A 25,824-nucleotide genomic window follows, 5' to 3' on the forward strand; every position below is an offset into this window, starting at 1 on the left:
GTCAGGGGCGGGGAAGGGTCAGGGTGACGCGGGCGGCACCGTCGGTACCGGCCACCTGCAGGGCGTTCGACAGGAGCGTGCTGAGATCGATCTGGGGCACCGTGCGATTGAGCGCCGAGAAGATCGAGATGAACGGCCCGCCGGTGGTGGCGAGCGCGGGTAACAGCTCGTCCAGGTACGGCTTGAGCCGCCTGAGGAAGGGGTCGACGGTGTTCACGAACGGGTCCGGCGCGTTGAGCGTCAACACCATCCGCTGCACGGCCTGCACCGCACTGAGCACCACGTTCCCGGTGTTCTCGAACTCGGCGCCGAGGCGCTGCACGGCGTTCGCGGTCCAGTCCAGATCCGCCGAGTAGACCTGCGTGTTGGCGAACATGCTGCGGATCGCCGGCATCCGGCTGAGCACCGTCGAGCTGAGCAACTGGCCCGCCCGGCTGAGCGTGGTCAGGTCGTCCTCGCGGCCCGATGTGGCCTGCCACGCCGTCTTGACGATCCCACCGAGCGCTCCCGCGTCGGCCGTGCGGTTCAGCGCGGCGAGCGCCTGGAAGACGTCGCTCACGGACCGCGATTGGGTGACCGCGGTCGCCGGGATCTCCGCGCCGGACGCGAAGACGGCGCCGCCGGAGGAGCGGGGCGCGAACTCCACATAGGGCTCGCTGAGCGCGCTGAGCTGCTCGACCGACAGGGCCGAGTCGACGGGGATGCGGTAGTCCGACGGGTAGCGGAGCGCGATCCGCACCCCGTCGGTCGACGGCTCGACGGCGGTGACGTCGCCGATCCGGACGCCGCGCAGCAGGATCGGCGAACCGGTCGCCAGCTGTCCGGTGTGCGCGAGCTTGAGGGACAGCGTCGTGTACGTCACGCCCGGCCGCAGCCCCATGTACCCGACGAGGAGGATGAACAGCCCGACGAGGAGGACGACGGTGAAGGTGACCGCATTGGCGAGGAGTTCCTTCTTCATCGCACCGCCCCGATCATGCGCATCGCGCGGAGCGCCTGCTCCGCCTTCTCCGCGGTGGGTACCGCGGGCCCGTCGGAGATCTTCACGACGTTCACCTTGGGGCCGTGCTCGACCCACGGGATGATGGTGTCCCGAAACAGGTTCCGCAGATTGATGAGGTTGTCCGGACGGGTGGCGCCCACCGGCCGGTCGAGGAGCAGCAGCGGGCTGACGACCTGGGTGAAGAGGGCGGCGAGGTCACGGATGCCGGGGGTCAGCGGTGCGGCGTTCTTCAGCAGTGGCGCCAGCGAGGCGTAGACCTCGGTCACGCGGGCGGTCTCGGAGATGATGCCCCAGCGGCGGAGGCCCTCGGGCGCGAGGTACTCGCTGAGCATCGCGTGCTCGGCCGCGAGCGATCCGGTGACCCCGACGACGGAGCGGAGCGCGGTGTCGAGCGAGCTCGTGTCGTTGGCCCAGGCCATGATCGTGGACGCCAGGTTGTCGGTGATCTTGCGGGTGCGGGCCGGATCGTCGGGGAAGGCTCCGTCGATCCGTTGGATCGTGTTGCCCAGCTGCGAGACTCCGCCGCTGCCGAGGAAGCCCGACAGGCTGGTCATGAGGTCCTCGATGTGATCCGGCGGGCGGCTCTGCGCGAGGGGGATGAGCCCGCCCGCGCGCAGCGGTTGCGCGGACGAGGTGGGCGCCGAGACGAGGGCGATGTAGACATCGCCGAGGAGCGTGTCCTGCCGCAGTTCGGCGGTGGTGTCCGTGGGGATGGTGGCAGGCTCGCTGATGTTCAGGGTCGCGACGGCGCGGTCGCCGTCGAGCCGAACCGATTCCATCCGGCCCACGGAGCGGCCGTTGAACCGGACCTGCGCCTGGTCGGGCAGGTTGAGGGCGTTGGAGAACTCCACGCGCAACGGCCATCCCGAGGTGGACCAGGTGGTCGGATCGGGCAACGTCGACGGGCTCGCCCGGAGCACACCGACGACGCCGAGTCCGAGGACGACCAGCAGGAGAAGGCCGCGGGTGATGCGGCTGCGCAGTGTGGGGCGGTTCATCGGGCGGCTCCCGTCCCGCGGAGGATGGCCGAGATCAGGTCGACATCGATGTGGCCGGGGTCGACGACCTTGCACTGGCCCGGTGCGATCCGGTTGACGTTCGCACAGGTCAGTTCCGGGTTGCGGGCGACCATCTTCGTCGGCGGCGGGGTGAAGACGATCTTGAGGCCGAGGGTGCGCTGGTCGAAGGAGACGTTGAAGGCGTCGATCAGCGGCGGGAGGAAGCCGAGGAGATCGCCCCAGTTCTTGACTCCGGCGCTGACCAGCCGCGACGCCGGGATGACGGTGTCCAGGATCGGCCAGAGATTGTGACCGTAGTGGGAGATCAGGTCGCGCAGCAGCTTCCCGAGCGGGATCAGGGCCTCGGCGAGGGTCTCGGTCGTCTTCGCGGTCGGCACGATGATGTCGGCGAGGCCGTCGGGGGTGGTCAGGAGGAGCTGCTTGAGCGGGTTCCAGTTCGCGGTCATGCCGCCGGTGAGGGAGGAGAGCGAGTCGATGCTGCGGCCCACGTCGCCGATACCCGGCCCCGGATCGTCGAGAAGCGCGGCGAGGCTCTCGATGACACCGTTGACGTCGGGCCCGGTGCCGTCGACCGCCGCCGCGAGCGAGGTGAGCGAATCCTGAACCTGCTTGGTCTGCTCGGGGCCGCCGCCGGTGGTGAGCTTGGCGGCCGCGTCGCCGAGGGAGCTGAGGCTGCGGCTCAGGGACTGCGGGGTCTTGGTGTCCGTCAGGCACGTCCCCGCCTGCAGCGCGGGGCCCTTGCGGGCATCGTCGATGAGCGCCAGCTGTCGGGAGGCGATCAGCGAGGCGGCGACGGTGACCGCGCCGGTACCGGAGCTGACGGCCTGGTCGGCGTCGACGTCGAACTCCACTCGGGCCGCGGCGTTCTCGGGGCTCACCGCGGTGACCCTCCCGATCGGAACGCCGAGCCGGGTCACCGGGTTGCCGACGTAGAGCCCGATCGCGTCGGGCATCAGCGCGCAGTACCGCGTCTGCGCCTTCTCGGGAGTCCGCGCGACGTACAGCGCGCCGGCGATGATCGACCCGACCACCGTGATCGCGATCGCGGTGACCAACCATTTCGAGCCCAGGATCTTGGAGATCATCAGCACGGTGCCCCTTCCAGCGGGATGCAGTACTGGGACGAGATCGTGGGGACGGAGCCGTCGAAGACGATGGTGCCGTCCGGTTTCACCGAGGACTGGATCCGCCCCAGCAGGGCCATCGCGTCGTCGATCATCTTCTGGTACTTGGTGAGCAGTGCGCCGATCTGGCCCGACATGAGGTTGAACTGGGCCTCCATCGAGGCGAGGTTCTCCTGGTAGAAGTTCGCCGGCGGAATGATCCGCTTGAGCACGAGATCGAGCGAACTCATGAAGCGCTTGTACCCGGCGACGTTCAGGCGCGCGGTGGAGAAGTAGATGTTCATGTCGCGCATCACCTGGGTGAGGACGTCGCCGTTGCGGTCGATGGCGGCGGAGTACTCGGACAGCGTCTGCACGAAGCCGCCGACCTCGTCCTTCTGCGTCGAGATGCTCTGCACCACGCCCTGCAGGGTGGACAGCAGCTCCTTCATCTGCCCGGAGTTGCCGCTCGTCGCCCGCTGGATCTGGGCGAGCGACTCGCGCAACGGCGTCGGGTCGATCGCGCGGATCTTCGGATCGGCCTGCTGGAAGGTCTCCACCAGGCTGTACGGGATTCGCACGCGGGCCGGCGGGATCGCCGTAGCGCCCAACGAGGAGGTGCCGATCGAGTCGATGTCGACGAAGTACCCGCCGACGCCGGTCAGCATCTTCACCGCCACCCGGGACTGATCGCCGATGTGCACCTTCTTCTTGATCCGCAGGCCCACGTTCACGTGGCCGCCCTCCAGTGCCACCCCCGCGACGGAACCTACGGAGACGCCGGCCACGCGGACGTCGTCGCCCGGGCGGACCATGCCCGCTTCGGGGAAGTTCGCGGTGTAGGTGGTGGTGCCGATCGGACGGACCGCGAGCACCGAGCTGGCGATCATCAGCACGAGCGCGAACGCCACCCCGAGGACGCCGAAGGTGAGCTGCCGCTTCTTCGAACTCGGCTGCGCCCAGGCCTCCTCGATGCCGGAGGCGAGCTTCGTCGCGATGCCGTAGCCGTCGCGCAGCAGGTTCACGGGCAGGTTCAGCGCTTGCACAGCGTCACCTTCGATCCGCGGAGGAAGACGAGGACGCCGGCCGGTAGCTGGGCCTCGCCGCGGCTGCAGCCGGTGTCCCCGCCGGCGGAGGGGACCTGCTGCTGGGTCAGGTTCGCGAACAGTCCGGGGAGCAGCGCGGCGAGGTCCACGAGGCTCTGCAGGCGCGGTAGTTCGGGGCGGGCGAGCTCGAGGAGCGAGCTGCCGGCGGGCTGCAGGCCCGCGCCGCGCAGGAGCGAGTCCGCGGCCGAAATCAGTTCGGCGCCCTGATCGGACAGGATCTTCGTCGACGGCGCCGCGTTCCGCATCACCTCGCCGATGCCCTTCAGATAGCCGATCACGGTGGGCAGGGAGCCGGACTTCCCGCCGAGGCTGTCGTTGATCGTCTTCAGGTTGCGCACCAGGGTCTGGAGGAGCGCGGAGCGGTCATTGGTGAACCGGCTCAGCGTCTGCAGCGCGTCGAGCAGCGGCCCCAGGCCGGAACCGTCGCCTTCGACGACGGCCGCGATCGACTGCGCGAGATGGTTGATCTGCTCGGGCTGCATCGCGGCGAGGACCGGCTGCAGGCCGTTGAAGATCGTCGTGACGTCGAACGAGGGCACCGTCCGGTCGGTCCCGATCGTCGACTTCGGGTCGACGGTGCCGGCCTGCGCGTCGCTCGGCGAAAGGTCCAGATACCGCAGGCCGGTGAGGTTCTGGAATCGGATCGACAGCGTGGTGGCGGTGGTGATCCGCTGGTCGCGGTTCACTGTGAACGCGACCCGCGCCAGCGAGCCGCGCGTCGCGTCGTCCTGGTCGAGCGTGACATCGCTGACCTTGCCCACCTGCACCCCGAGCAGCCGGACGTCGTCGCCGGAACGGAGACCGGAGGCGTTGGTGAACATGGCCGTGTACGGCGACTGCGCGGCCTGCGCGGGTCGCGTGAGCGCGCGGACGGTGAACGCCCCGCCCACGGCGATGAGGACGACGAAGATGAGCAGCAGGGTTCCGGGATTGCGGGCGGTGCGCACGTCAGCGGCCCCTCGTCGTGGTCGGCGCGGTCGTGGTCGGTGCGACGCCGGTGGTGGCGGTCGCCGTCGCACCGGGTGATGGTTTCGGCGCGGGAGTGACCTTCGGCGGGGCGGGCCTGCCGGGCGGGGTCACGGAGAACTGGGGTACGGGCGGCAACAGCGACGCGATCGCGGGGAACTGCTGGAACGTGACGTCGAGATTCAGGACCGGACCGGATCCGTTGTCCGGCATGGACCGCCGGATCCGCTCGATGAGCTCCTCGAGCTGGCGGCCGTTGCGCGCGGCGTCGGGGAAACTCGTGACCGCCCGGGTGGCGAGCTCGCGGACGGGCACCAGGACCTCGGTGAGCGCGGCGACGTTGGGCGCGCTGAGCAGAGCCGTGAGTGCGGGTGAGAAGTCGTGGGAGATGGCGTCGATCGTGCCCTTCTGCCGCTCCGGGTAGCCGGGGGTGTCCGGACCCGACCAGGACCAGAGCGCGCGCAGACCGGGCAGCATCCGCTTGACCGACGAGTCCAGTGCGCCGAGCGTCGACGCGATCGTCGGCAGTGTCTCGGACGTCGGGATCCGCTGCGTATCGGCGTTCGCCTCCGCGATCGCGCCGACCGCGCCGAGGAAGGGCAGGAACTGCCGCGTGGTGGTGTCCAACTGGGCGATGAGATCGGCCATGTGCGGGCGGAAGCTCTCGCGCTCCATTGTGCTGAGGGACCGGAGCAGCGACGCCATGGTTCCGTCGTCGGGGGCCGAGAGCGGCTCCCAGGAGGCGCCCGAGGTGAGGGCGCGGCCACCCCGGCCCGGGGTGAGCGCGACGACCGTGATGCCGAACATGTTGCCCGGCGCGAAGGCGACCTTGACGGCGTCGGTCACCAGATCGTCGGCGGCGCCGTTGAACCGCATGGCGACGCCGAGCCGGCCGGCGCCGCGGTCGACGATGTCGGTGACCTCGCCGACGCGGAGTCCGTCCATCTCCACGGCGGTACCCGGCCCGACGCCGGGAGCGACGTTGCGCACCACCAGGGTCAGGGTCTTCGGCGGCGTGGTCATGATCGCGCGGACCGCCCAGATCGTGGTGGCGGCCAGGACCACCACGAGGACCGCGGCGATGCCGCGGCGCAGCAGCACGGGGCCGGGCGTCATCATGCCCGTCACCGGCGAGGGCCATCGCGTCGTCACGTCGTCACCCCCGGAAGACCAGTTCGCTGCTGGCACCCCAGATGCCCAGGGTCATCAGCATGTCGAGCACCACGATGGCCACCATCGAGGCGCGGACGGCGCGCCCGGACGCGACGCCCACGCCCTCGGGCCCGCCGGCGGCGAAGAAGCCCTGGTAGCAGTGGATGAGGATCACGGCACAGATGAAGACCACGACCTTGGCGATGGAGGCGATGAGGTCGGAGGGCGAGAGGAACTGCTGGAAGTAGTGCTCGTAGGTGCCCGCCGCGTCGCCCTGGGCCAGCGTGACGATCGTGCTGCTGGCGAAGAAGCTCACGATGATCGCGATGAGGAAGATCGGCACGATCGCGACCACGCCGGCGATCATGCGGGTGCTGACCACGAAGGAGATCGAGCGGAGGCCGAGCGCCTCCAGCGCGTCGATCTCCTCGGTGATCCGCATGGCGCCGATCTCGGCGGTCATGCGGCAGCCGGCCTGGACGGCGAAGCCGGCGGCGGCGAGGATCGGCGCGAACTCGCGGGTGTTGGCCAGCGCCGCGATGACGCCGGTGAGCGGGCCCATGCCCAGCAGGTCGAGGGAGGCGAAGGCCTGGATCGCCACGGTGCCGCCGACCGCGAGGCCCAGGACCACCATCATCAGCGACGTTCCGCCGCCGACGATCACCGCGCCGCGGCCCCAGGTGAGGTCCGTGATGGTGCGGACCGTCTGCTTGGGGTAGTTCCGCAGCGCGTGCGGGATGAGCGTGACCGAGGCGACGACGAAGGACACCATTTGGCCGAGGCGCGCGAGGGCACCGCGCAGCGAATCCGTCAGCCTGCCGAGGGTGCGGAACCCTCTCGGGCGGTAGGGCGCGATCGTCACGGGTCAGCCCACTCTCGTGCGGGACGTGGAGGGTTGTGCGTGAGGTGCGTGAGGTGCGTGGAGGTGCATGGTCAGCCCACCCTCATGGGGAAGTAGGTCGTGTAGATCTGGGTGAGCGCGAAGTTGAGCACGATGATCCCGACGGTGGAGACCACGACGGTGGTGTTCACGGCGTCGGCGACCCCGCGCGCGCCGCCCTTCGCCTCGAGACCGTGCTGGCAGCCGAGGACGGCGATCATGATCCCGAAGATCACCGCCTTGAACAGTGCGAACCCGAAGTCGCGGGTGGTGGCGTAGGCGCCGAAGCTGAGCCAGTAGCTGCCCGGCGTGACGTCCTGTCCGGCGATGGCCAGGTAGTACGCGGCGCCGATGCCGACGACGGTGATGAAGACGCAGAGCAGCGGCGCGACGAAGGCTGCCGCCAGAATGCGCGGCACCACGAGCCGGCGGACGGGGTCGATGCCCATGACGCGCATGGCGTCGACCTCCTCGCGGATGGTGCGGGAGCCGAGGTCGGCGGCGATCGCGGAGGCGCCGGCGCCGCCCAGCAGCAGCCCGGCGGCCATGGGGGCGGCCTGCTGGATCACCGTGAGGCCGCTCGCGGCGCCCATCAGCGAGCCCGCGCCGATCTGATTGACGATGCTGCCGATCTGGATGGTGACGATGACGCCGAACGGGATGGCCATGAGGAAGGCGGGGATGGCGGTCACGCTCACGAGGAACCAGGCCTGGACGACGATCTCCCGGAATTGGACGCGGCCCCGGAGGAGGTCGGCCACCATGGACACCAGGGAGTGGAGGACGAGTTCGACGGTGCGACCGAGGGTGCGGACCGGGCCGAGCGCGTTGTCGTCGAGATTCCTGCGGAGTGCGTCGAGTGCGCCGGGTCGCGCGGTGGGCGCTTCCTGAGACGATCGCGATGCCATAGCTCACCTCCTTCCTGGCACATGTTAGGGAATGTTCTCTATCTCGGCAGGGTTTTGCGATGATTTTCCGGGCCGACTCGTCAGTCGACTGATTTCGCTGGTGGCAGGGGGTTGGGGTACCCTGGTCCGGTTGCCTTGAGGGCAACGCTCCTGCCGTGGAGAGTCCACGGCCGCATAGTCCATAGGAGGAGGCGAAAAGCCCATGCGTAATTACGAACTGATGGTGATCCTGGATCCGAGCCTGGATGAGCGCACCGTCGCGCCCTCGCTGGAGACCTTCCTGAACGTGGTCCGCAAGGACGGCGGATCGATCGGGAACGTCGACATCTGGGGCAAGCGCCGTCTTGCTTACGAGATCTCGAAGAACGCCGAGGGCATCTACGCGGTGATCGATCTGACCGCCGAGCCGGCGACCGTCAACGAGCTGGATCGTCAGCTCAAGCTGAACGAGTCGGTGCTTCGCACTAAGGTGCTGCGGCAGAACTAGTCGCGCACTAACTACAGGGAGAAGACACCATGGCAGGCGACACGATCATCACGGTCATCGGCAATCTGACGGCGGATCCGGAGCTGCGCTTCACCCCGTCGGGTGCGGCGGTGGCCAACTTCACCGTCGCCTCCACGCCCCGCACGTTCGACCGGAACTCGAATGAGTGGAAGGACGGCGAGGCGCTGTTCCTGCGCTGCAACATCTGGCGTGAGGCGGCGGAGAACGTCGCCGAATCGCTCACGAAGGGCACGCGCGTCATCGTCTCCGGCCGGCTCAAGCAGCGGTCCTACGACGATCGTGACGGCAACAAGCGCACGGTGGTGGAACTCGAGGTCGACGAGATCGGCCCCTCCCTGAGGTATGCGACGGCGAAGCCGACGCGCACGCAGCGCGGCGGTGGCGGCGGCGGTTTCGGTGGCGGCAACCAGGGCGGCGGTGGCGGTTACAGCCAGCCCGCCCAGCAGGCTCCGCGCCAGAACCAGCCCGCAGACGATCCGTGGGGCAGTGCCCCCGCGGCCGGGAGCAGCTTCGGCGGCGGCAACGACGATCCGCCGTTCTGATCCCCGGGATCGAACACTGTGAAGGGCGTGACCGGCTCGCCGGGCGCCCAGTAGACCTCATCAAGGAGTACCAACACCATGGCCGGTAAGGGCAATGGCCGGAAGGTGCGCGTCGAGAAGGCCGTCAAGGCCAAGGCGTGCACGTTCTGCAAGGAGAAGAACACCAAGATCGACTACAAGGACACGACGCTGCTGCGTCGGTTCCTGTCGGAGCGGGGCAAGATCCGCAGCCGTCGCGTGACGGGCAACTGCGTCCAGCACCAGCGCGACATCGCGATCGCCGTCAAGAACGCGCGTGAGGTGGCCCTGCTGCCGTTCACGTCGACGACCCGCTAAGGAGGGGTGAAGAAATGAAGCTCATCCTCACCGCCGACGTCGACAACCTGGGCGCCCCCGGCGACACCGTCGAGGTCAAGGACGGCTACGGCCGTAACTACCTGCTGCCCCGCGGCCTGGCCATCGTCGCCACCCGTGGCGCCGAGAAGCAGGTCGAGGGCATCCGCCGCAGCCAGGAGGCCAAGCGCGTGCGCGGCCTCGATCACGCCAACGAGCTGAAGCAGGCCATCGAGGGCCTGGAGTCCGTCTCGCTGACCGTGAAGACCGCCGATTCGGGCAAGCTCTTCGGCTCGGTCACCGCTGCCGATGTCGCCGCCGCGCTCAAGTCTGCCGGCGGTCCCGCCGTCGACAAGCGCAGCATCGAGCTGCCGCAGGGGCACATCAAGTCCACGGGCTCGTTCCCGGTGGTCGTGGTGCTGCACCCGGACGTGCGCGCGAAGTTCGCGCTCACCGTCGCCGCGCAGTAGTCGCACAGACGAGAAGAACCCCCATCGCCTCCGGGCGGTGGGGGTTCTTCCGTGTCCGGGTCGGTCAGACGGTGATGGTGCCGACGCAGGGGGTGCTGGTCTGGGTGCCGATCCACTCGCTGCCCGCGCCGGCCTTGATGACCAGGTTGAAGGTCACGGCGCCCTTGCCGGTGGTGATGGGCGTCTTGTTCAGGGTGGGCAGGGGGCCGACGCCGTTGAGCTTGGCGCTACCGAACTTGCCGGAGGTGGTGTTGTTCCACGACAGGCTCGCGGACGAGGCGAACTGGCTCAGGACGAGGTCGCGGGCGCCCGCGTTGCCGGTCGCGGAGACCAGGATCTGGCCGGGGGCGCCGACGGTGGCGGTCACCTTCCAGGTCAGCATCTGGCCTCCGACCACGAACATGGGGTTCGCGCTCGTGCAGGTGGCGGACACCGAGGCGGGCTTCGGCTTCGGCTTGGGGGCGGGGGTCGGGGCCGCCCCCGCGGATCCGATGGCGCACGTGGCGACGGCCGCGAGCGCGACCGCGACGCCGGCCGTGCGCGCCGAGATCGTGGAGGTGTTCATCGGGTGGATCCTTCCGCAGTGATTGATGCACCGATCAGAATACGCGGCCACCGGGGCCGGAAGAAGGTGCACCGGTGTTGCGTGACGCGTTCGCGCTGGTAGGGGGCACGGCAGGTGACCGGTCGGTAACAACTGAGGGTGGTTTTCGCAGCCCGACGGTGACCGATTCACTCACGACACGCCCGAATGTCAAGTCGGTGCGACACGCGGAGGAATCTCGATCCACAACGGTACCCACCCTCATTACCCGATATGAACTGGGGCGACGCCGAACGCCCTCCCGAGTTTCCACAAGTTTTCCCCATCGGTCCACACCGGCGTCCCAACCCTGACCGCGCGCCATCCACAATCCACTCACAGATCCATCCACAGCTCCGCTTTGCGGTGTCGAGCGGAGGGCCTAGCGTTCACGTGCGTCGGTCGCGCTCCCGTGCGAGGTTTGCTATTCGAAAACCTGTCAGGGGTCCGCGGTAGACCGATCGCAGTACGGGTGAGTCCTCGCCGCCGCTCGGCGGCCGGGACGCGAGAGAGGTGGGTGCGCGGTGTCGGTCACGGACGAGCAGGAGTTCACTCCGGGGCCCGGGCCCGTGGGTCGTCCGGAGCCCCGGCCCGACGGTCCGCCCGCCGAGGACTTCGGCCGCCAGCCCCCGCAGGACATCGCCGCCGAGCAGTCGGTGCTGGGCGCCATGATGCTCTCCAAGGACGCCATCGCGGACGTCCTCGAGGTCATCAGCCCGGGCGACTTCTACCGTCCCGCGCACCAGTCGGTGTACGACGCGATCCTCGACCTCTACGGCGCGGGGGAGCCCGCGGACGCGGTCACGGTCTCCGCCACGCTCGACCGCAAGGGCGAGCTCAAGCGCGTCGGCGGCGCCCCCTATCTGCACACCCTGATCTCCACCGTGCCCACCGCGGCCAACGCGGGCTACTACGCGGAGATCGTGGCAGAGAAGGCCATCCTGCGGCGCCTCGTCGAGGCCGGGACCCGGATCGTCCAGTACGGCTACTCGGGGTCCGACGGTGCCGACGTGGCCGAGGTCGTGGACCGGGCCCAGGCGGCCGTCTACGACGTCACCGAGCGCAAGGCCTCCGAGGACTACGTGATCCTCGAGGAGCTGCTGCAGCCCACGATGGACGAGATCGACGCCATCGCCTCCCGCGGCGGCGTCAGCATGGGCGTGCCCACGGGCTTCACCGACTTCGACGCGCTCACCAACGGCCTGCACTCCGGCCAGATGATCATCGTCGCCGGCCGTCCCGGTGCGGGTAAGTCGACGATGGCGCTCGACGTGCTGCGGTCCTGCACCATCGAGCACCAGATGCCAGGCGTCCTGTTCAGCCTCGAGATGAGCAAGACCGAGGTGGTCATGCGCCTGCTCTCCGCGGAGGCGCGGATCAAGCTGGCCGACATGCGCTCGGGCAAGATGTCCGACGACGACTGGACCCGCCTCGCGCGCCGCATGTCGGAGATCTCCGAAGCGCCGCTCTTCGTCGACGATTCGCCGAACCTCACGATGATGGAGATCCGCGCGAAGGCCCGCCGGCTCAAGCAGCGGCACGACCTCAAGCTCATCGTCATCGACTACCTGCAGCTGATGACGTCGGGCAAGAAGGTCGAATCCCGTCAGCAGGAGGTCTCGGAGTTCTCCCGGCAGCTCAAGCTGCTCGCGAAGGAGCTCGAAGTCCCGCTCATCGCCGTCGCACAGCTCAACCGTGGTCCCGAGCAGCGCACCGACAAGAAGCCCCAGGTCGCCGACCTCCGTGAGTCCGGCTCGCTCGAGCAGGACGCCGACATGGTCGTCCTGGTGCACCGCCCCGACGCCTACGAGCGTGACGACCCCCGCGCCGGCGAGGCCGACTTCATCCTCGGCAAGCACCGCGCCGGCCCCACCGCGACCGTCACCGTCGCCCACCAGCTGCACTACTCCCGCTTCGTGGACATGGCCAAGGGCTGACAGCGTCCTGCCTTCCCGACCCGGATCGTCTAGTCGTCGGTCCCCCGTGCACCGTTCGCGACTCGCCGGCTCGGATCAGGACTTTCGCGCCGCTCCCAGCACGCAGCGCCTGGATGGCTTCGACGGTGAGGTCCAGGTCCGTCTCCCGGACCCAGCCGGTGAGGTCGTACAGGCCGGAGGCCATCGCGGTGATCACCTCGTCGAACCCCTCGTGCGTGTAGCCGACGGCATCCACGACCTCGGTCTCGGCGAGCATGAGCTGCGTCGGCTGGAACTCGATCGCCTGCTCGTAGAACGCGAGGACGACCACGCGGCCGCCGGCGGACAGGCAGGACACGCCGAGGACAACGCGGACCCGCCCCCGCCGCGGCGCTCACCGAGGGCGGAGGGGCGGACGTGGCGATCGCCGCGGCTGCGGTGGGGAGATAGCTGGGGATCGAAGTCCGGTCGGGCAGAGCCGTCGAACGGCGGCCGGGAGATCACATCGTCCCCTGAGCGCAGGCGATCCATCCGGATGGCCGACGGCGACGAATACAGGGTGTCCGGATAGTCAGCGGATCGACGATGGGGTTCACATGACCAGTGGGCGCAGAGGCCCGAGACTGAGGTTGTTCGATACGGCACTCGACCGATCGATCGTGTTCGGATACTCGAACATCGGCTATGCGCTGCGCAGGTCTCGGTGGGACGACGGCGATCCGCCCCCTCGATCACTGACCGGGCGCACCGTCGTCGTCACGGGAGCCACGTCGGGCATCGGGGCCGCGATCGCGCAGCAGGTCGCGGACCTGGGCGCGAAGGTCGTGATCATGGGACGGAACAGTGCGCGCGCCGAGGATGTTCGGGACCGCATCGTCCGGCGCCGGCCGGATGGGACCGTCACCGTCGAGCTCGGTGACGTCTCCGACCTCGACGCGCTGCCCGATGTGGCCGAACGGCTCGCGACGCACGGCGTCGATGTGATCGTGCACAACGCCGGCGTGATGCCGCCGGAGTGGACGGCCGCGAGCAACGGTCACGAGCTCTCCCTCGCGACGCACGTGCTGGGGCCGATCCTCCTGACCGATCTGCTGGAACCGCAGCTGGCGGCCGCCGCAGACGCCCGCGTGATCTTCATGTCGTCCGGAGGCATGTACACGGCCGAACTCCCGACGGACGATCTCGACTACCGCAGCGGTGAGTACAAGGGCGCCGTCGCGTATGCACGGAGCAAACGTGTCCAGGTGGCGATGGTGCCGATCCTGGCGCAGCGGTGGGAGTCGGCAGGCGTGACCGTGGCGGGGATGCACCCCGGCTGGGTGGCCACCCCCGGAGTCGCCGATTCGCTGCCCGGCTTCACCACGGTGGCGGGCCCGCTGCTGCGGAAAGCGGATCAGGGCGCCGACACGGCGGTGTGGCTGGCGGCGACGACCCCGAAGCCGGCGAACGGCAGGTTCTGGCACGACCGTGCAGAACGGCCCGAGCATTACCTGCGGCGCACCGAGTTCAGCGAGAGCGACCGCCGCGCCGTCTGGAGCGACGTGCGCTCCTTCGCAGGGATCGCTCCCTGACCGGCCACTCCGCCCGCCGATCCGAGCTCGCAGACCCAGCTCGCACACCTATGGAAGGACACAGCGTGATCACAAAGCAGCACACCGTGCACACCTCCGCGCCCGTGGACGTCGTCTTCACCTACCTGGCCGACTTCACCAACGCTCAGGAGTGGGACCCCAACGCCGTGAGCGTCACGCGCCTCCTGGGGAACGGTGGCGTGGGTTCGACGTACCGAGTCACGAGCAGGTTCGCCGGTGCGACCACCGACCTCGACTACGAACTCACCGATCTCCAGCCCACGTCGCTGATCCGCCTGAGGGGCCGTAAGAGCTCAGTGACCGCGGTCGACACCATCTCCATCGCGCCCGAGGAGGCGGGCAGCGCCGTCACCTATGCGGTGGAGTTCACCTTCCACGGCCTCCTCCGCTTCCTGGAGCCGGTGCTCACCCTCGCCGTGGACAAGCTGTTCGTCGACGGCGCCGAGGGATTGTCGGCGAACCTCGACCAGCTCGCCTGATTCCAGACGGCCACGGCGAAGCCGGCCGCGGGCATACGATGCGCATCATGGTCCGGTACGTCGACGAGGATCTGCGCGGAGCGGAGTTCCGCGAGTGCGACCTGTCGGGGGCGCGGTTCGTCGGAGCCGTCATGCAGGACGTCGTGGTCGACGGCCTCGTCTCCGGTCTCGTGGTGAACGGCGTCGACGTCACCGAATACGTGGAGTCTGAGCTCGACCGGCGGTATCCGGTGCGCGCCCTGATCCGCTCGGAAGAGCCCGCCGACCTGCGCCGTGCGGCGGCGACGCTCCACGCCGACTGGGCCGTGACCGTCGAGCGCATCCGCCGCGCCCCCGGCCTCGAGCGCCGCACCGTGCGCGGCGAGTGGTCGGCGGCGCAGACGCTGCGACACCTGGTCTTCGTCCACGACTCCTGGTTCCGTCGCTGCTGCCTGGGCTCGCGTGACACCTTCACACCGATGGGGCTCGGCCCGGAGATCGCCCCCTACCGCGGGGCCCACGGGCTCGACCTCGCCGCGGACCCGCGCTTCGACGAGGTGGTCGGCGCGCGCGACGCCCAGGCCGCCGAACTCGAGGGCTGGCTCGACGGGGCCACCCAGGAGCAGCTCGCGGCGCCCGCGCCCGTGCCCGACGACGACGTCTGGCCGCCCTACGCGCGGGGCCGCTCGGTGGGGCAGTGCCTGCGCACCGTGCTCACCGAAACCTTCGAGCACCACCGCTACTGTGTCCGCGACCTCGACCTCATCGAGGCCGAGGCGCACTGATTCACTCGGTCGCGCCCAGCGACGCGTACGACTCCTTGACGAACCGCAGGTGCGACCACGTCTCCGCCCCGGCGACGGAGGGCAGCGAGCGCACCGCGTCGACGGTCGTCGCCAGGCCGATGGCCGACGGTGCGCGGACCGTCGCGAGCAGGTCGAACGTCCCGACGGTGCGGGCGAGGAAGCTCACCCCGTCGAGCACCTCCAGGTGCCCGGCGGCGTCCCGCGCGTCGCCGCGGACGTGGATCCCCATGCCCAGCGCGTGCTCCGAGCCGCGGCTGACGATGGGGCCGATTCGCACCACGGAACCCTCCACCAGGCGGAGCACGCGCCGCCGCGCGGCGGCCGCCGACACCCCGGCCGCCGCTGCGAGTTGGACGTACGACGCCCGGCCGTCGCGCTCGAGCACTTGCAGGAGCGCGACGTCGGTCGCGTCGAGTTGCGCCGTCGCCTCACCGACGGGGCCGACGGCGTCCCGGAGCACCTCGCGGTACGTCAGCGTCTCCGCCCGAGCCACGCCGGAGAGGGCCCGGAGGCGGGCCAGCGCGGCGTCGACGGCGTCGCCGGATCCCGTCCGGATCTCGGCCGCGACGGCGAACCGGCCGGTGGTGATCGACACGTAGACCACCTCCGGGAGCGCGGCGACCGCCTCCGCGACGGGCGCGGCGGAACCGTCGACTTCGATCCGGGCGTAGCAGACCGAGCCCCGGCTGAGCACCGACGGATGCACCACGCCCTGCACGGTGAACGCCCGGGAGTCGAGCAGCCGCCGCATCCGTGCCGCCACGGTCGCGCGGGTGACCCCGGCGGCGGCGGCGAGCTCCCGGTGACTCAGCCGGCCGTCGCGGCTGAGCAGGGCGACCAGGGTCCGGTCGACCTCGTCCATCGTCCCCTCCCGAAGTTTCGCCCACTGCGTTTTCGGAGTGCAGCGATGTACTGATCATGCACAGAGGATTCGCATGGCGCAGTGAATGACGCATATCGGCTGCGCACCGTGCACACATCGTGCGCGATTGCGTTCGCCCGTGGAGTGAACTGCTTGCGAGGCGCTGTGATCGGCCTTACAGTTGGCCGATCCGGAGCGGGAGAACCGCAGGTCAGGAGGCACGACATGCAGCACACGATCTCCGAGGGTGAGGTGCTCGCGGAGGCCGATCGCATCATCGAGGCCTTCGCCGCGACGAACACCGAGGGCTACTTCGCGGGCTTCCACCCAGCGGCGACCTTCGTCTTCCACACCGAGCCACGCACGCTGGCCGACCGCGCGGAGTACGAGCGGCTCTGGGCCGGCTGGGTCGACTCCGGCTGGCACGTCGTCTCCTGCGAGAGCAGCGAGCGCCTCGTGACGGCCGTCGGCGCCACCGCCGTCTTCAGCCACGCGGTGCACACGGTGACGCAGGACGGCGACGGCACCCGCACCGAGACCCGCGAGCGCGAGTCGATCGTCTTCACGACGACGCCCGACGGTGCGCTCGTCGCGGTCCACGAGCACCTCTCGGCCGCCTGATGCTGCGCTACTACCGCCGCCTCGACGCGCACCTGCACGCCGGCGCCGACGACGGCACGCCCGTGCGGGGCGACCTCAGCGGCCGCCGGATCTTCGCCATCTGGCTCGCCGCCAACCTCGTGGTGACCACGATGCTGACCGGCACGTTGTTCGTGCCGTCCGTCTCGCTGAGCAGCGCCCTGGTCCTGATCGTCGTCGGCACGGTCGTCGGAGCCCTGGTGCTCGTCGCCGTCGGCAACGTGGGAACCCGCACCGGGCTGCCGACGATGGCGCTCACCCGGGCGTCCTTCGGGGTGCGCGGCAGCCGGATCCCGGTGGCCGCCAACATCGCCGTGCTCATGGGGTGGAGCTGGGTGCAGGCGATGCTCGCCGGCGTCACCGTGAACTACGTGATCGAGCAGCAGACCGGATACTCGAATCCCGTGCTGTTCTCGGTGCTGTGCGAGGTGCTCGTGGTCTCGCTGGCGATCTTCGGTCACGCCGGCATCGCCAAGGTGGAACCGATATTGGCCGTGGTGATCCTGGCCATCATGGCGTACCTGTTCATCGACATGTTCGGCGACGGCCTCGCCCGCCTGAACGCGCTGCCCCGCGACCCCGAGGGCCTCAGCGGCCTCGGCATCTTCGACATCGTGGTCGCCACGGCCATCTCGTGGACGGTGCTCTCGGCCGACATCAACCGGTTCGCGCGGAGCGAGCGCGGCGGCGTGATCGGCTCGGGCCTGGGTTACATCGCCTCGACGGTGGCCGCGATGACCCTGGGCGCCACCGCGATAGCGTGGCTGCTCGCGAACGGCATGGACGCGCCGCCCTTCGACCCGACGGTGATCGTGGCCGAGTTCGGCGTCCCGCTCGCCGGCGTCGTCTTCTTCTCCGTCATGGCGACCAATTCGATGGCCGTCTACGGGATGGTCACCTCGCTGGTGAACGCCGAGCCGGGACGCATCCGATTCCTGCCCGCCGCACTGGGACTCGGCGTGATCTCGATCGCGGGGTCGGCGTGGCTGGCGCTGCTCGACAAGTTCACCTCCTTCCTCACCGCCATCGGCATCGTCTTCATCCCCGTCTTCGCGATCATCGTCGTGGACTACTACCTGCTGCGGCGGGGGCGATACGCGGCGTCGCTCGCCGAGGCCGGGTCGCGCGACTACTGGTACCGCGGCGGATGGAACCCGATCGCGGTGACGGTGTGGATCGTGGGCGTCGCCTTCTCCTCGGCGATCACCTACCTCTGGGTGAGCCCCGTGGGCGCCACCGCCCCGACCTTCCTGGTGAGCGCGGGCCTGTACTGGGCGGCGAGCGTCGCCGTCCGCGGCCGGTCCACGACGGAGGACCTCGTCGCGGGCTAGTGTCGGACCATGACACCGGCACGTGGTCTCTGCGCGATGCTCGCCCTCGGTGCGATGGCCCTGGCGGGCTGCGGAAGCGGATCGGGAGCCGACGGGAGCGCGGCACCGTCGAGTTCCGCGTCCGCGCCGGCGGCTTCATCGCGGCAACTCGTGCTCGCGGCCGCCGATCTTCCGTCGGGGATGTCGATGGCGGACTTCGCGATGGACGACGACGTCGTCCGCGCCGTGCTCGAGCCGCTGACGGGACAGCGGCCCACGGGCACCACGTACTCGCCGTCCGCGTGCGCGCCGGTGTCGATGTTCGACGGTGCCACCCAGCCCGCCGCCTCCCTCGCCGGGGTCGCCGCGGGCGAGGGAGGCGGGCGGTCCACCTTCACGGAAGCCGTCGTCGCCCGCCGGCCCGACATCGCCGCGGTCGCGGCCTACGTCCGCCGGTGCCCGATCGTGGTGCAGAACGACGGGGGAACCCCGTTGACCACCACCTTCGCGGTCCGCGACGGGGACCGGGGCCGAGCGGACCAGTTGCTCGTCGTCGAGGAGACCCCGGACGATCCGCTCTCGAAGCAGCGCGCCCTCGTGGCGTACGCCCGCGTCGGCGACTACGCCGTGTGGGCGCGGCTGCGGGCTTTCCAGGGCGAGAGCGTCGACCGCGCGCAGTTCGACCGGCTCGTCGCCGCGGCGGTCGACAAGGTCGCCCGCTCCGCCTGAGCCCGCGCGCCCGAACCCTACGCCTGTGCCCGGTCCCGCTGCCGCAGCGTGGGTTTGTCGATCTTCCCGACGGGGTTCTTCGGTATCTCGTCGAGCAGGATCAGGTCGACGGGGACCTTCACCTTCGCCAGCTCCCCGCGCAGGCCGTCGAGCAGGTCGCCGGCGGTGACCGTCGCGCCGTCGCGGAGCGAGACGTAGGCGACGGGCACCTCGCCGAGCACCTCGTGCGGCCGCCCGATCACCGCGGCCTCGAAGACCTGCGGGTTCCGGTACAGCTGGGCCTCGATCTCCTTGGGATAGATGTTCTCGCCGCCGCGGATCACCATGTCCTTCACGCGATCCACCAGCCGCAGGTAGCCGTCCTCGTCGAGCAGTCCGACGTCCCCGGTGCGCAGCCAGCCGTCGACGATCGTCTCGGCGGTGGCATCGGGCCGGTTCAGGTACCCGGCCATCACCACCTTGCCCGCGATGAGCACCTCGCCGGTCGCGCCAGGCGCGACGTCGCGGAGCGCACCGTCGACGATGCGGATCCGCTGGCCCGGGAGCGCGGGCCCGACGGTGCCGGGCTTGCGCGGCCCGTCGAGCGGGTTGATCGCCGACGCGGTGGTGGTCTCCGACAGCCCGTAGCCCTCGACGATCGGCACCCCGAAACGCGACTCGAACCGCTCGATGAGGTCGACGGGCATCGGTGCGGCGCCGCAGATCCCGAACCGGAGCGATGACGAATCCGGGCGCACCTCCTCCGGCAGCGCGGTGAGCATCGCGTAGATCGCGGGCACAGCGGAGAAGTAGGTGGGACGGTGCCGCTCCACCGCGGGGAAGAACTCCTCCGGCCGGAACCGGCCGACGATCGTCGCGCGCCCGCCGGCCCGCAGGGGGCTGAGCGTGCCGAGCACGACGCCGTTGGCGTGGAACAGCGGCAGCACCAGCAGGCTGTGATCGCGCTCGGTGAACGCGAAGTGCTCGATGAACGAGGCCGTCATCGCCGCGATGTTCCCGTGGGTGATCATGACGCCCTTGGGTTTCCCGGTGGTTCCCGCGGTGTAGATGAGCAGTGCGAGATCGGAGGGCCGCACGGCGACGGCTTCCACCGGCTCGCCGTCGGACACGGCGAGGAGCTCGTGGCACGCGACCGCGGCGACGCCGTCGGGGGTCTCGGCGTCGGCCTCCGTCACCAGCACGCGGGCGCCGGCGTCGGCGGCCTGGTAGGCGATTTCGGGGGGTGCGAGCGCGGGATTGATCGGGGTGGCCGCTGCGCCGAGGCGCCACGCGGCGAACAGGGCGACCACCAGCTCGACCCGATTGGGCAGGAGGAGTCCCACCACATCGCCACGGGAGACCCCGTACTCCTCCAGCCGGATCGCCGCGGTGCGGACGGCCGCGGCGAACTCGGCGTTCGACAGGTCCAGCCGGTCGTCGGCGAGGGCGGGGGCCGCCGGTGCCCGCGCCGCCCGGGTCTCCGGGAGGGCGGGCACCTCGGGCAGGTCGCGCACCGTCATCGATGCACCGTGACGATCGGCTCGGAGATGAGGCCGAAGGTTCGCAGCACGCCCTCGAGCTCGCGGTGGCCGAAGGCCTGGCACCCCGAGGCGAGGCCGACGCGCTTCGGGGGCTGCTGCAGCAGCGAGTACGCGGCGTAGGCCTGCAGCAGGCCCGTCTGCTTGTAGTTGCTGTTGCCGTGGATCACCACGTGCGCGCGGCCCAGCGGGCCGGAGGCGTGGACGGAGTCCAGCGACTTGTTCACGCGCGGATTCTCGCGCGGCGGCATCGAATTCATGACTTGGGCGGCGACGGCGTCGAGGGCGTCGGCGCGGTCCTCGGGCGACATGTCCTTCGTGGCCTCCAGCGCGTCGGCCACGATCACGGGCACGTTGTTCATCAGGGCCGCGTTGAAGACGCCGCCCTGCGCCTTGCAGTTCGCGACGCGCGGATCGCGCTTGAACCACACCGGGTGCGAGGTGCCGCCCCACGGCAGCGACTGCGCCAGCTCGTGCTGGCCGGGAACCGCGAGCGGCACCAGCCCCTGCATCGGGTCGAAGGAGGTGTACTGGTTCTGCTCGAGGTAGAAGGCGTCGCCGCCCGCCGCGTTGACCAGGATCGTGCGGGTGGAGGCGATGGTGGGGCTGCCGCCCCAGAAGACGGCGATGTCGAGGGTGTCGAGGCCCGGTGTTTCCAAGGCGATCTGGGCCGCGATCTCACCCGTCGTGTACATCTGCGCGATGCCGGGCGCGAGGAGTAGGCCGGCCTCCGCGTACCGCGCGTGGAAGGTCTCGTCGAGGTGGATCAGCCAGTCCTGCTCGCCCGTGGTGTCGCTGTAGTGCGCGCCCGCGTTGAGCGCCGCCTCCACCACCGCGTCGCCGAACTTGATGAAGGGCCCCACCGTGTTCAGCACCACGGAACTGCCGCGGAAGAGCTCGGTGAGGGAGTCGACGTCGTGCTTCACCTCCACGATCTCGTAGTCGGCCGTCTCGATCCCCGCGACGTGCGCGTTCATCGAGTCGGTCAGTGTGCCCTCGTCGCGGCCCGCCGCGGTGAAGGGCACGTTGTACTCGCGCAGGTACTCGCAGATGAGGCGGCCCGTGTAGCCCGAGGCCCCGTACACCACTACCGGCTTGTTGCTCATGATTCTCCTTCGTCCTGAGAGGTTTTCGTTACATGCCCATGCCGCCGTCGACGGGCAGCCCCGCCCCGTTGACGAACCGGGAGGCGTCGGAGGCGAGGAAGACCACCGCGTCCGCCATGTCCTGGACCTCGCCGAGGCGGCCGCTGGGCGTGAGGCCGACGACCGCCTCGACGGCCTCCTCCGGAGAGCCGAACAGGCCGATGTTCGCCATGTCGACCGCGAGGCCGGTGCCCATCTCGGTGGGAACGAGGCCCGGGTAGATGCAGTTCACGCGCACGCCGTAGCCGAGCTTCCCGGCCTCCATGGCCGCGACTCGCGTCATCCGGTCGATGGCCGACTTCGTGGCCGAGTAGATCGCGATGCCGGGGAAGGCGATGGTCGCCGCGACCGAGGCGACGTTGATGATGGCTCCGCCGCCCCCGGCCGCGCCGCCGGGGCGCAGGGCCCGCAGCCCGTGCTTGAGGCCGAGGGCGGTGCCGAGCACGTTCACGTCGAGCTGGCGGCGCACGTCCTCGACGGAGATCTCGGTGAGCAGCCCCGTGATCTCGACGCCGGCGTTGTTGACCACCACGTCGAGCCCGCCGAGCCGGGCCACGGTGGCGTCGATGGCGGCGGCCCAGCTCTCCTCCGAGGTGACGTCGAGGTGGACCGATCCGCTCCCGTCGCCCAGTTCCTTCGCGACGGCGACGGCGCGGTCCGCCTGCAGGTCGCCCAGCATGACTCGGGCGCCCGCGGCGGCCAACGCGCGGGCCATGCCCTCGCCGAGCCCCTGTGCCCCGCCGGTGACCAGGACCCGCCGGCCGGTCAGATCGAATGCGCTCACGACTACTCCCTTGATCGAGATGGATCGGACTCCGGTGCGGCCCGCCCTGTGGCGGCCATCACATCTCAGAATCTAGACGACTGTCAAGAAAAATGTTGGACGTTCGTCAAGACTTTTCGCCCGGGGTGTGGCCACCGCCCGCGACACAGGGGTTATCCTGGGACGATGCCGACCGGGCCCTCCGCCCCGTCGGCCGCGAGGAAGGGAGCGCGGGTGACCGAGGTGATCGCGCAGGCGACCGCGCCCGCCGCCGTGGGCGCCACCAAGCACGCCACGAAGGTCGCGGCCAAGCGCGACGAGCTGGCCCGCGCGGCGCTCAAGACGCTCTCCGAGCTCGGCTACGCGCGCACCAGCCTCCGCGAGATCGCCGCGAACTCCGAGTACAGCCACGGCGTGCTGCACTACTACTTCGCCGACCGGCTCGAGCTGATCGCGCATTGCGTCCACCTCTACAAGGCCGAGTGCATCGCCTCCTACGACGACGTCCTCCGCGCCGACAACGACGCGCCCGGGCTGCGGACCCGGTTCGCGGAGCGGCTCGCCGCGACGATGGAGCACGACCTCCCGACCCACAAGCTCTGGTACGACCTGCGCTCGCAGGCCATGTTCGAGGCGGCGCTCACCGACGACGTCCGCGAGATCGACGGCTCTCTCGAGGCGATGATCTGGCGGGTCGTGAGCCGCTACGCCGAACTCGCGGGCGGCGCGCCGCTCCTCGATGCCGCCGGCACCTACGCCGCGCTCGACGGCCCCTTCGAGCGTGCCGTCCGCCGCCGGGTCCTCGGCGATGAGACCGCCGCCACCGTGCTCACCGCGCAGGTCTTCGCCCTGCTCGACGCCCTCGTCGTCCGACCGGCCGGCTGAACGTGGCCCGACCGCGAACCCGGCGACGGGCGCCGAACAACAGCTCCCCGGGGCGGCCGAGCATACCTGCGACCTGGAACGGCAGGTCAAGGCGCGCAGCATTTTTCGGTGTGATGTATCAACTTCGTTAGCCCGAGATCAGACCCGGCTCGGCCGCCGACTTCTGGCTACCATCGCGTTGTGATCAATCCAAGTGCGCGTTCCCGAGGTGGCGCGAGTCACTTCGCCGGACGGCTGGCCCGCGCCGCCGCCGGGTCCGGAATGCTCGCCGTCTTCGGGGCGATGACGGCGGGTGGTGCGGTGTACGCGCTCGGCGGAACGCCGGCGCAGGAGCCGGTCCCGCAGACGCCTCGTCAGCCGACGGTCGCCACCGCTCCGGGACCGTCCGCCTCCGTCGCACCGCCCACGGACCCGGCGCGGATCGCGCTCAAGGCGGCGGACGACTCCCGCACCATGTTCACCCTGCTGTCCAACGCGGTCACCACGTCGACGGCCGGGATGTCGACCGCGATGGCGGGAGTTCCGCAGGTCTTCGACAGCGTGACGACGGCCCGAGCCGACGCCGATGAGGTGGCCGCGGGCCTCGCGGAGACCGCGACGGCGTCGGCGGCCCTGGACCAGGTGTCCGCGTCGGCGAAGTCGTGGTCCGGGACCATCGGAGAGCTGCAGAGCCTCTCCGGGATGGCGGTCTCGATCCGCACCAACGCGGTGCAGCTGCGCACGCGACTCGTGGCGCAGCCGACCCCGGATGCGGCGGCGACCGTCGCGCAGCTGGACCAGCTCATCGCAGCGACGGACGGACTGTCGGCGCTGGGCGCCGCGGACGGCCTCGCCACCTCGCTGACATCGCTGACGCAGGCGGCGTCGTCCTCGTCGACGTCGCTGGGCCGGGCGCGCATCGCCGCGCGGTCACTGCGCGACGGGCTCGCGACGATCGAGAAGGCGCGACCCCAGGCGCTGGCCGCGACGACGAACCTCTCGACCGGTCTCCGGCAGCTGGACGTCGCACTGCGGTCGATCGACGCGCAGCTCGCGCTGGTACAGGCGAAGCTCCGCGAGTCGGTGGACAACGGCTCGGAGACGCCCGCGCTCGTCGCCTCCCCGGTCGATCCGGGCACGCGCTGGGCGTGGTCGCTCTGCGCGGCCGGTGCCGCCGGGGCGATCCTTTCCCTCGCGGGGTTCGGGCGGCCGCGCCCGGCGCCCGCGCCGCCGCAGACGGCGGCACCCCTCGCCGATCTCGCGCGGGCGATCAGTGAGATCCCCACTCCGAGCCACGGGTTCGCGCGGCCCGACTCCGCCCACACCGACCCCTGGCTCCCGGTGCAGTTCTCCCGCGAGAACTGAGCGGGCGCGCGCGGTCAGCGGGTTGCCGGACCGCCCGGTTCGGGATCGTCGAGGGCCGAGCCGAGCGCACCGTCGGTGAAGGTGCGGAAGGCGAAGGCCAGGGTCTCGAGCGATTGCAGGGTGCCGCTCTCGTAGCCCACCAGCAGGTACAGCGCGGTGGTGGCGTACTTCTCGGCGAGCTCACGGTCGCCGATCACCTCGGTGTAGGTCTCCGCGATCACATCGCGCCGTTCGAGGTCGACCTCGGCCTGGTGCCGCGCCACCTCCGGATCGTGCGCCGCCCACACCCGGATCGCGGCCTCGGTGGCGTGCGGCAGCGTCAGGCCGACGTGCGTGAGCGACATCAGCCGGTCGTAGGCGTCCGGTACCTGGCGGGCGGCCTCGATCAGCCGGTCGCTCTTGGTCTGCCGCCAGTACGTGATCAGCGCCGACGTGAACTCCGGCCAGCTCGGATACGCGTGGTAGAAGCTGCCGGTCGACGATCCGGCCTGCTCGCACACCGCGGCCAGCTTCAGCGCCGCGTGCCCCCGCTCGGCCAGGACCGCCAGCCCCGCCTCGAGGAAGCGCAGCTGCACGTAGCGCGACGGGCTCGAGCGGGCGGGGGGCATGCGGCGATGGTATCCGCCGGGCGCGGGGTGCCGTGGAAAGCTGAGCGCATGCGACGCTCGGTACTGGTCCCCCTGCTCGAAACGGTGCTCACGCTGCTGGGCCTGGCGTGGCTCGCCGCGGTGCTGGTGTTCGGCAGTTCCGCCGTGCCCCTGCTCATCGTGTGGAACGTGGCGGCCGTCGCCTACGTGGTGGCCGGCTGGTTCCTGCTGCGCCGCCGGATCCCCGCGGGCGAGGACGATCCGGACCTGATGTCGGCGCCGCGCTGGCAGACCACGCTGTTCGCGGCGGTGGTCAGCGGCTCCGGCCTGGTGGGCGGCCTGCTCATGATCGCCACCCGCGGCGACGAGCCGGATCCCGTGCTCCAGCCCGTCGCCGCGGCCACGGTCCTCCTCTCCTGGCTGCTCCTGCACACCGCGTTCGCCCAGATCTACGCCCGCGACTACTTCTCCGCCGGCGGCCTGCAGTTCCCGGACTGCGAGCGCCCGCAGCTCACCGAGTTCGTCTACTTCTCCATCACGATCGGCACGTCCTTCGCGGTCTCGGACGTCACCGTCACCCGGCGTTCCACGCGGCGGCTGGTGATCGTGCACAGCGTGCTCAGCTTCTTCTTCAACGCGGCCGTCGTGGCGATCGCGCTGGACTGGATCAAGAGCGGAGGCTGAGCCCGTCGCGCCCC

29 protein-coding genes are annotated in these 25,824 nt (G+C 70.2%); 14 read left to right on the plus strand and 15 right to left on the minus strand.

The annotated features are described in order from the left end of the window. Position 1: 1 nt before the first annotated feature. The 8 genes from LB823_RS04445 to LB823_RS04480 form a co-directional block, all read right to left on the minus strand. Entirely contained in the window at positions 2-961 is a 960-nt protein-coding gene (locus LB823_RS04445) for an MlaD family protein (protein ID WP_224645564.1), read from the minus strand. Beyond that, complete coding sequence (locus tag LB823_RS04450; protein WP_224645565.1) at positions 958-2,001, minus strand: MlaD family protein; 1,044 nt, start codon at positions 1,999-2,001, stop codon at positions 958-960. The genes LB823_RS04445 and LB823_RS04450 overlap by 4 nt, the downstream gene beginning before the upstream one ends. Beyond that, positions 1,998-3,107 carry an MlaD family protein gene (locus tag LB823_RS04455; RefSeq protein ID WP_224645566.1) on the minus strand — a complete coding sequence of 370 codons (1,110 nt, stop codon included), beginning with the start codon at positions 3,105-3,107 and terminating at the stop codon, positions 1,998-2,000. Before LB823_RS04455 ends, LB823_RS04450 begins: the two co-directional genes overlap by 4 nt. Next, positions 3,107-4,171, minus strand: coding sequence for an MlaD family protein (locus LB823_RS04460; RefSeq protein ID WP_224645567.1), 1,065 nt, complete (start codon positions 4,169-4,171; stop codon positions 3,107-3,109). Before LB823_RS04460 ends, LB823_RS04455 begins: the two co-directional genes overlap by 1 nt. Then, positions 4,159-5,178, minus strand: coding sequence for an MlaD family protein (locus tag LB823_RS04465; RefSeq protein WP_224645568.1), 1,020 nt, complete (start codon positions 5,176-5,178; stop codon positions 4,159-4,161). Before LB823_RS04465 ends, LB823_RS04460 begins: the two co-directional genes overlap by 13 nt. A gap of 1 nt (position 5,179) precedes the next feature. Next, positions 5,180-6,349, minus strand: a complete 1,170-nt coding sequence (locus LB823_RS04470; RefSeq protein WP_224645569.1) for an MlaD family protein — start codon at positions 6,347-6,349, stop codon at positions 5,180-5,182. A gap of 4 nt (positions 6,350-6,353) precedes the next feature. Then, positions 6,354-7,211, minus strand: a complete 858-nt coding sequence (locus LB823_RS04475) for an ABC transporter permease (protein WP_224645570.1) — start codon at positions 7,209-7,211, stop codon at positions 6,354-6,356. A gap of 71 nt (positions 7,212-7,282) precedes the next feature. After that, complete coding sequence (locus tag LB823_RS04480) at positions 7,283-8,137, minus strand: ABC transporter permease (protein ID WP_224645571.1); 855 nt, start codon at positions 8,135-8,137, stop codon at positions 7,283-7,285. A gap of 202 nt (positions 8,138-8,339) precedes the next feature. Between LB823_RS04480 and rpsF the strand changes: the two genes are divergently transcribed. The 4 genes from rpsF to rplI all read left to right on the plus strand — a co-directional run bounded on the left by rpsF (position 8,340) and on the right by rplI (position 9,990). Then, complete coding sequence (gene rpsF / locus LB823_RS04485; RefSeq protein WP_068570214.1) at positions 8,340-8,624, plus strand: 30S ribosomal protein S6; 285 nt, start codon at positions 8,340-8,342, stop codon at positions 8,622-8,624. Between the two features lie 29 nt (positions 8,625-8,653). Then, complete coding sequence (locus LB823_RS04490) at positions 8,654-9,187, plus strand: single-stranded DNA-binding protein (RefSeq protein WP_224645572.1); 534 nt, start codon at positions 8,654-8,656, stop codon at positions 9,185-9,187. Between the two features lie 78 nt (positions 9,188-9,265). Next, positions 9,266-9,523, plus strand: a complete 258-nt coding sequence (rpsR, locus tag LB823_RS04495; RefSeq protein ID WP_068526176.1) for a 30S ribosomal protein S18 — start codon at positions 9,266-9,268, stop codon at positions 9,521-9,523. A gap of 14 nt (positions 9,524-9,537) precedes the next feature. Then, positions 9,538-9,990: a 50S ribosomal protein L9 gene (rplI, locus tag LB823_RS04500; protein ID WP_224645573.1), complete on the plus strand. Its 453-nt coding sequence runs from the start codon at positions 9,538-9,540 to the stop codon at positions 9,988-9,990. 64 nt (positions 9,991-10,054) lie between these two features. Here rplI and LB823_RS04505 read toward each other — a convergent pair whose 3' ends face one another. After that, positions 10,055-10,555: a hypothetical protein gene (locus LB823_RS04505; protein ID WP_224645574.1), complete on the minus strand. Its 501-nt coding sequence runs from the start codon at positions 10,553-10,555 to the stop codon at positions 10,055-10,057. Positions 10,556-11,142: 587 nt separating this feature from the next. Here LB823_RS04505 and dnaB point away from each other — a divergent pair. Next, positions 11,143-12,510, plus strand: coding sequence for a replicative DNA helicase (gene dnaB / locus LB823_RS04510; protein WP_224645676.1), 1,368 nt, complete (start codon positions 11,143-11,145; stop codon positions 12,508-12,510). Here the strand turns inward: dnaB and LB823_RS04515 are convergent. Continuing rightward, positions 12,455-12,847, minus strand: coding sequence for a hypothetical protein (locus LB823_RS04515; RefSeq protein WP_224645575.1), 393 nt, complete (start codon positions 12,845-12,847; stop codon positions 12,455-12,457). The two genes, dnaB and LB823_RS04515, sit on opposite strands and share 56 nt — an antisense overlap. A gap of 238 nt (positions 12,848-13,085) precedes the next feature. Here LB823_RS04515 and LB823_RS04520 point away from each other — a divergent pair, with 238 nt between their 5' ends. The 3 genes from LB823_RS04520 to LB823_RS04530 all read left to right on the plus strand — a co-directional run bounded on the left by LB823_RS04520 (position 13,086) and on the right by LB823_RS04530 (position 15,324). Further along, complete coding sequence (locus LB823_RS04520; RefSeq protein WP_224645576.1) at positions 13,086-14,060, plus strand: SDR family NAD(P)-dependent oxidoreductase; 975 nt, start codon at positions 13,086-13,088, stop codon at positions 14,058-14,060. Between the two features lie 65 nt (positions 14,061-14,125). Next, positions 14,126-14,560, plus strand: a complete 435-nt coding sequence (locus LB823_RS04525) for an SRPBCC family protein (protein ID WP_224645577.1) — start codon at positions 14,126-14,128, stop codon at positions 14,558-14,560. Between the two features lie 47 nt (positions 14,561-14,607). Beyond that, the gene (locus LB823_RS04530; protein WP_224645578.1) at positions 14,608-15,324 is read left to right on the plus strand and encodes a DinB family protein; all 717 of its coding nucleotides are present in this window, start codon (positions 14,608-14,610) and stop codon (positions 15,322-15,324) included. A 1-nt stretch (position 15,325) separates the two neighbouring features. On the opposite strand, the gene LB823_RS04535 is transcribed toward LB823_RS04530, so the two are convergent. Next, a complete protein-coding gene (locus tag LB823_RS04535; protein WP_224645579.1) occupies positions 15,326-16,207 on the minus strand; it encodes an Lrp/AsnC family transcriptional regulator in 882 nt (293 codons plus the stop codon). 225 nt (positions 16,208-16,432) lie between these two features. Here LB823_RS04535 and LB823_RS04540 point away from each other — a divergent pair, with 225 nt between their 5' ends. Genes LB823_RS04540 through LB823_RS04550 form a run of 3 tightly spaced genes read left to right on the plus strand, consistent with a single transcriptional unit; the run spans position 16,433 to position 18,885 of the window. Further along, positions 16,433-16,828, plus strand: coding sequence for a nuclear transport factor 2 family protein (locus tag LB823_RS04540; protein ID WP_224645580.1), 396 nt, complete (start codon positions 16,433-16,435; stop codon positions 16,826-16,828). Further along, positions 16,828-18,177, plus strand: a complete 1,350-nt coding sequence (locus tag LB823_RS04545; RefSeq protein WP_224645581.1) for a cytosine permease — start codon at positions 16,828-16,830, stop codon at positions 18,175-18,177. The genes LB823_RS04540 and LB823_RS04545 overlap by 1 nt, the downstream gene beginning before the upstream one ends. 9 nt (positions 18,178-18,186) lie before the next feature. Then, on the plus strand, positions 18,187-18,885 hold the full coding sequence (locus tag LB823_RS04550) for a hypothetical protein (protein WP_224645582.1): 699 nt from the start codon (positions 18,187-18,189) through the stop codon (positions 18,883-18,885). Positions 18,886-18,902: 17 nt separating this feature from the next. Here the strand turns inward: LB823_RS04550 and LB823_RS04555 are convergent, their stop codons facing one another. From LB823_RS04555 to LB823_RS04565, 3 genes are read right to left on the minus strand one after another with little or no spacing between them, the layout of a single operon-like run. Then, a complete protein-coding gene (locus LB823_RS04555) occupies positions 18,903-20,384 on the minus strand; it encodes a class I adenylate-forming enzyme family protein (protein ID WP_224645583.1) in 1,482 nt (493 codons plus the stop codon). After that, a complete protein-coding gene (locus tag LB823_RS04560; protein WP_224645677.1) occupies positions 20,381-21,511 on the minus strand; it encodes a DUF5938 domain-containing protein in 1,131 nt (376 codons plus the stop codon). Before LB823_RS04560 ends, LB823_RS04555 begins: the two co-directional genes overlap by 4 nt. A 25-nt stretch (positions 21,512-21,536) precedes the next feature. After that, a complete protein-coding gene (locus LB823_RS04565) occupies positions 21,537-22,331 on the minus strand; it encodes an SDR family NAD(P)-dependent oxidoreductase (RefSeq protein ID WP_224645584.1) in 795 nt (264 codons plus the stop codon). 213 nt (positions 22,332-22,544) lie between these two features. Between LB823_RS04565 and LB823_RS04570 the strand changes: the two genes are divergently transcribed. Together LB823_RS04570 and LB823_RS04575 are read left to right on the plus strand one after the other, a co-directional pair. Next, positions 22,545-23,195: a TetR/AcrR family transcriptional regulator gene (locus LB823_RS04570; protein ID WP_224645585.1), complete on the plus strand. Its 651-nt coding sequence runs from the start codon at positions 22,545-22,547 to the stop codon at positions 23,193-23,195. A 180-nt stretch (positions 23,196-23,375) separates the two neighbouring features. After that, positions 23,376-24,539: a hypothetical protein gene (locus LB823_RS04575; RefSeq protein WP_224645586.1), complete on the plus strand. Its 1,164-nt coding sequence runs from the start codon at positions 23,376-23,378 to the stop codon at positions 24,537-24,539. A 14-nt stretch (positions 24,540-24,553) separates the two neighbouring features. Here LB823_RS04575 and LB823_RS04580 read toward each other — a convergent pair whose 3' ends face one another. After that, a complete protein-coding gene (locus tag LB823_RS04580; protein ID WP_224645587.1) occupies positions 24,554-25,147 on the minus strand; it encodes a TetR/AcrR family transcriptional regulator in 594 nt (197 codons plus the stop codon). Between the two features lie 48 nt (positions 25,148-25,195). Here LB823_RS04580 and LB823_RS04585 point away from each other — a divergent pair, with 48 nt between their 5' ends. Continuing rightward, positions 25,196-25,810 carry a DUF1345 domain-containing protein gene (locus LB823_RS04585; RefSeq protein WP_224645588.1) on the plus strand — a complete coding sequence of 205 codons (615 nt, stop codon included), beginning with the start codon at positions 25,196-25,198 and terminating at the stop codon, positions 25,808-25,810. Positions 25,811-25,824: the final 14 nt, after the last annotated feature.

The organism is Tsukamurella sp. M9C, from assembly GCF_020169415.1.
Taxonomy (GTDB): Bacteria; Actinomycetota; Actinomycetes; order Mycobacteriales; family Mycobacteriaceae; genus Tsukamurella.

Excerpts from the sequence above, each read along its gene's own strand:
- LB823_RS04555 (WP_224645583.1), bottom strand. The coding sequence starts at position 20,384 with ATGACGGTGCGCGACCTGCCCGAGGTGCCCGCCCTCCCGGAGACCCGG.
- LB823_RS04530 (WP_224645578.1), top strand. The coding sequence starts at position 14,608 with ATGGTCCGGTACGTCGACGAGGATCTGCGCGGAGCGGAGTTCCGCGAG.
- LB823_RS04480 (WP_224645571.1), bottom strand. The coding sequence starts at position 8,137 with ATGGCATCGCGATCGTCTCAGGAAGCGCCCACCGCGCGACCCGGCGCA.
- rpsF (WP_068570214.1), top strand. The coding sequence starts at position 8,340 with ATGCGTAATTACGAACTGATGGTGATCCTGGATCCGAGCCTGGATGAG.
- LB823_RS04445 (WP_224645564.1), bottom strand. The coding sequence starts at position 961 with ATGAAGAAGGAACTCCTCGCCAATGCGGTCACCTTCACCGTCGTCCTC.
- LB823_RS04585 (WP_224645588.1), top strand. The coding sequence starts at position 25,196 with ATGCGACGCTCGGTACTGGTCCCCCTGCTCGAAACGGTGCTCACGCTG.
- rpsR (WP_068526176.1), top strand. The coding sequence starts at position 9,266 with ATGGCCGGTAAGGGCAATGGCCGGAAGGTGCGCGTCGAGAAGGCCGTC.
- LB823_RS04520 (WP_224645576.1), top strand. The coding sequence starts at position 13,086 with ATGACCAGTGGGCGCAGAGGCCCGAGACTGAGGTTGTTCGATACGGCA.
- LB823_RS04580 (WP_224645587.1), bottom strand. The coding sequence starts at position 25,147 with ATGCCCCCCGCCCGCTCGAGCCCGTCGCGCTACGTGCAGCTGCGCTTC.
- rplI (WP_224645573.1), top strand. The coding sequence starts at position 9,538 with ATGAAGCTCATCCTCACCGCCGACGTCGACAACCTGGGCGCCCCCGGC.
- LB823_RS04450 (WP_224645565.1), bottom strand. The coding sequence starts at position 2,001 with ATGAACCGCCCCACACTGCGCAGCCGCATCACCCGCGGCCTTCTCCTG.
- LB823_RS04455 (WP_224645566.1), bottom strand. The coding sequence starts at position 3,107 with ATGATCTCCAAGATCCTGGGCTCGAAATGGTTGGTCACCGCGATCGCG.
- LB823_RS04490 (WP_224645572.1), top strand. The coding sequence starts at position 8,654 with ATGGCAGGCGACACGATCATCACGGTCATCGGCAATCTGACGGCGGAT.
- LB823_RS04545 (WP_224645581.1), top strand. The coding sequence starts at position 16,828 with ATGCTGCGCTACTACCGCCGCCTCGACGCGCACCTGCACGCCGGCGCC.
- LB823_RS04550 (WP_224645582.1), top strand. The coding sequence starts at position 18,187 with ATGACACCGGCACGTGGTCTCTGCGCGATGCTCGCCCTCGGTGCGATG.
- LB823_RS04535 (WP_224645579.1), bottom strand. The coding sequence starts at position 16,207 with ATGGACGAGGTCGACCGGACCCTGGTCGCCCTGCTCAGCCGCGACGGC.
- LB823_RS04540 (WP_224645580.1), top strand. The coding sequence starts at position 16,433 with ATGCAGCACACGATCTCCGAGGGTGAGGTGCTCGCGGAGGCCGATCGC.
- LB823_RS04505 (WP_224645574.1), bottom strand. The coding sequence starts at position 10,555 with ATGAACACCTCCACGATCTCGGCGCGCACGGCCGGCGTCGCGGTCGCG.